Raw genomic sequence first — 3,338 nt, 5'->3', positions numbered from 1 at the left:
CGTCATAGTCGGCCATCTCATCCTTCGTCAGCAGATCGTCGCGGAAGCTCTGTTCACGGTAGGCGAGTTGCCCAACCCTGTTCGCGACCACCGGTGCGGTGATGACTGCGAAGAGGCCCGCCAAGATCAACATCCCGACATCAGGGTGCCCGCGTAGCCGGATGGCCGCGCCGATCAGCACCAGCAGCAGACCGAGCACCTGCGGTTTGGTGGCGGCGTGCATCCGCGACAGCGTGTCGGGGAACCGCACCACGCCGATCGCTGCCGTCAGGGCCAGGACCGATCCGCTGAGTACCAGCACCGCGGCCAGCACGTCGAGGACGCCGCCGATCGTCATCGCGGGCTCCCATCGGAGCGGTCGGCGTCACGGTCGCGACTTCGGTCAATGTCCCGCACGCGGAAGCGCGCCACGCTAATGGAGCCGACGAAGCTGATCAGGGCCAGCGCCGTAAGGCTGTAGGTCACGGTGGTGTCCAGGCTGTACGCCGCCCAGGTCCCGATCGCGCACATCGTCACCGCGACGAAGGTGTCCAGCGCGACCAACCGGTCCAGCGTGCCTGGGCCCGCGAGGAGTCGGTACATCGTGATGGCGGCGGCCGCGGTCAACAGCACCGCCGAGATGGTCCAGACGGTATTCATTGGGGGGCCTCCCTCTCCGCGCCTTCTGTCTCCTCACGCAAGCGCTCGTCAGGCGACGGCCGCCAGTCGACATCTCGCTCGAACGCCGCGATCATCAGCCGCTCCAATTCGGAGATCTGGCGGTAGAAGCGTTCCACCGACTTGTCGGACCCGACGTCGATCACGTGGACGTAGATCATCCGGCGGGTCTGGTCGATCTCCAGCACGATCGACCCCGGGATCAGGGTGATGGTGTTGACCGCCAGTGCCAGCACCAGGTCCGACTTGATTGCCAGGTGTGCCCGCAGCACCGCGGTTTGCGGCGGCGGCCCGGGCTTCACCGCCAGCCAGGCCACTTGCACCGAGGACAGCACCAGGTAATAGGCGACCTGCGCGACGAGTCGCAGCAGTGACAAGGGATGTAACCGGCCCTCGGTGGGCACCGAGGGTAGCGGTAGTAACAGCGTTATCACCAGGGCGATCGCCAGTCCGCTGAGGATGTTCGCTGCAGAGACGTTGCCCCACAGCAACATCCATACCAGGATCAGCCAGCACAGTATCCAGGCTCGGAGCAGGAACTTCCTCATGGCTTGAGCACCGCCGAGATGTACTGGCCGCGGTCGATGACTTCCGCGGCCGCGCGCTCGCTGAATCCGAAGATGGGACCGGCGAACACGGTGAGCGTCAGGCCGACGGCGATCAGCGCGCCGGTCGGGATCAGCATGCCCACCGGCATCCGGCCGACGTCGTCGCGATCGGCGTAGGCGACGTCCTCCTCGGAGTCGTCGATCAGCGAGGAGGGCGTCGCGTCGGCCAGGTCGCCCTCGGGTGCGTCGGCGCGGTCCCGCCAGAACGCCTTCGTCCACACCCTGGTCATCACGTAGAGCGTCAGCAGGCTCGTCACCACGCTGCCCGCCACCAGGATCCAGGCGAGGCCGGACCCGTCCTGGGCGCCCGCTTCGAGCAGTGCGACCTTGCCGATGAAGCCCGAGAAGGGCGGGATGCCACCGAGATTGAGCGCAGGAATGATGAACACCAGGGCCAGCACCGGACTGGCGGCCGCCAGTCCACCGAGACGTTGCAGCGTGGATGCACCCGCCTGGCGTTCGATCAGGCCGACGACGAGGAACAACGTGGTCTGCACGACGATGTGGTGGGCCACGTAGTAGATCGCGCCTGCCATGCCGAGTTCGCTCGACAGGGCGATGCCGAACACCATGTAGCCGATGTGGCTGACCAACGTGAACGACAGGAGCCGCTTGATGTCGCTCTGCGCCAACGCACCGAAGACGCCGACGAGCATCGTCACGACGGCCGCGACCAGCAGCACGTGATCCAGCGCGCCGCCGGGGAACAGCAGCGAATGCGCGCGAATGATGGCGTAGACGCCGACCTTGGTCAGCAGGCCCGCGAAGACCGCGGTGACCGGTGCGGGCGCCGTGGGATACGAGTCGGGAAGCCATGTCGACAGCGGGAACACGGCCGCCTTGATGCCGAACGCGACGAGGAGCACCGCGAACAGGGCGCTGCGGGTGCCAGAAGGGACGTCGTCGAGCCGGACGGCGATCTCGGCCATGTTGAGGGTGCCCGTCGCCGCGTAGATCAGCGCGATGCCGATCAGGAAGATCAACGACGACACCATCGACACCATCACGTAGGCGATGCCTGCGCGCACCCGGTCGGTGCTGGCGCCGATGGTCAGCAGCACGAAGCTCGCCGACAGCAACACCTCGAAGCCGACGAAGAGGTTGAACAGATCGCCCGCCAGGAATGCGGTGCACACGCCTGCCGACAGAACCAGGTAGGTGGGCAGGAAGATCGAGACGGGCTGGCGTTCGTCGCCGTCGCGGATGCCCTGCCCGATGGCGTAGAAGACCACCGCCAGCAGCACGATCGCCGACACCAGCAGCATCAAAGACGAGAGCCGGTCCACGACCAGGACGATGCCGAGCGGGCCCATGCCCGGCACGGTCTGGCCCCATCCGCCGACGTGCACGGCAATGGTGCCGTCGCGGTCGGCCAGGTAGACCAAGGTCGCGCATACCGTCACCACGGCGACCAGGGCCAGCACCGCGATGGCGCGCTGCAGCCGCGGCCTGCGACCGGCGAACAACGTGGCGGCCGCGGCGAGCGTCGGGATGAGCACGGGCAGCGGCGTCAGCACCGTCGAGGCGCTCATCGGGAACCGTCGTGGCCGGGCAGCGCGTCGAGCTCGTCTGGCTCGTCGGTGTCACGGTGCGCATCGGGGTGTTGGACGTCCTCCTCGATGGCGGCGGCCGCGCGTTCCGACAGCTGCGAGACGCGGGCGTCCTCCGGGTCGATGGCCACCTCCTCGGCCCTCGAGAGCCGGTACGACCGGTAGGTCAGGGCTAGCACGAACGCCGCGATGCCCATCGAGATGACGATCGCAGTGAGGATCATGCCCTGCGCCAACGGGTCTGCCGTGGCGGTCTCGCCCCCGGTGGTCCGGCCCCGGACCGGCGGATTGCCCGACGGCCCGCCGACGGTCAGGATCAGGAGGTTGACGGCATTGCCGACCAGCAACAGCCCCAACAACATTCGGGTCAGATTGCGTTCCAATAGAAGGTAGACCCCGGTGCTGGTGAGGCCGCCGATGAGGATCAGCGGGACGAGGTACGTCGTCATCGCGCCACCTGGGTGTCCTCGGCCATCTCGACGTCGACGCGTGCGCCGAGGCTGCGCAGCACGTCGAGCACGAG

The 3,338-nt window shown here is 67.4% G+C and carries 5 protein-coding genes; all 5 read right to left on the bottom strand.

Annotated elements, in window-relative coordinates; translation table 11 throughout:
• Positions 1-337 (bottom strand): monovalent cation/H(+) antiporter subunit G (mnhG, locus tag ACRDUX_RS09020; RefSeq protein ID WP_526413071.1); only part of this gene is annotated, 337 nt, incomplete at its 3' end.
• Positions 334-639 (bottom strand): monovalent cation/H+ antiporter complex subunit F, encoded by a 306-nt coding sequence (locus tag ACRDUX_RS09015; protein WP_526413069.1) that lies wholly within the window; start codon positions 637-639, stop codon positions 334-336. The genes mnhG and ACRDUX_RS09015, both read right to left, overlap by 4 nt.
• Positions 636-1,205: a Na+/H+ antiporter subunit E gene (locus ACRDUX_RS09010; protein ID WP_526413067.1), complete on the bottom strand. Its 570-nt coding sequence runs from the start codon at positions 1,203-1,205 to the stop codon at positions 636-638. Before ACRDUX_RS09010 ends, ACRDUX_RS09015 begins: the two co-directional genes overlap by 4 nt.
• The gene (locus ACRDUX_RS09005; protein WP_526413065.1) at positions 1,202-2,797 is read right to left on the bottom strand and encodes a Na+/H+ antiporter subunit D; all 1,596 of its coding nucleotides are present in this window, start codon (positions 2,795-2,797) and stop codon (positions 1,202-1,204) included. The genes ACRDUX_RS09010 and ACRDUX_RS09005 overlap by 4 nt, the downstream gene beginning before the upstream one ends.
• Complete coding sequence (locus ACRDUX_RS09000) at positions 2,794-3,264, bottom strand: Na(+)/H(+) antiporter subunit C (RefSeq protein WP_526413063.1); 471 nt, start codon at positions 3,262-3,264, stop codon at positions 2,794-2,796. Before ACRDUX_RS09000 ends, ACRDUX_RS09005 begins: the two co-directional genes overlap by 4 nt.
• Between the last annotated feature and the right edge of the window lie 74 nt (positions 3,265-3,338).

Origin of the sequence: Mycobacterium sp., from assembly GCF_050701675.1 — a bacterium.
Lineage (GTDB): Bacteria > Actinomycetota > Actinomycetes > Mycobacteriales > Mycobacteriaceae > Mycobacterium.
Note: the sequence above shows the minus strand (reverse complement) of the source record. Positions and strands in the feature narration are given on the sequence as shown.

What these genes read in the sequence shown, in the direction of transcription:
- ACRDUX_RS09005 (WP_526413065.1), bottom strand. Translation starts at nt 2,797, where the DNA reads ATGAGCGCCTCGACGGTGCTGACGCCGCTGCCCGTGCTCATCCCGACG.
- ACRDUX_RS09000 (WP_526413063.1), bottom strand. Translation starts at nt 3,264, where the DNA reads ATGACGACGTACCTCGTCCCGCTGATCCTCATCGGCGGCCTCACCAGC.
- ACRDUX_RS09010 (WP_526413067.1), bottom strand. Translation starts at nt 1,205, where the DNA reads ATGAGGAAGTTCCTGCTCCGAGCCTGGATACTGTGCTGGCTGATCCTG.
- ACRDUX_RS09015 (WP_526413069.1), bottom strand. Translation starts at nt 639, where the DNA reads ATGAATACCGTCTGGACCATCTCGGCGGTGCTGTTGACCGCGGCCGCC.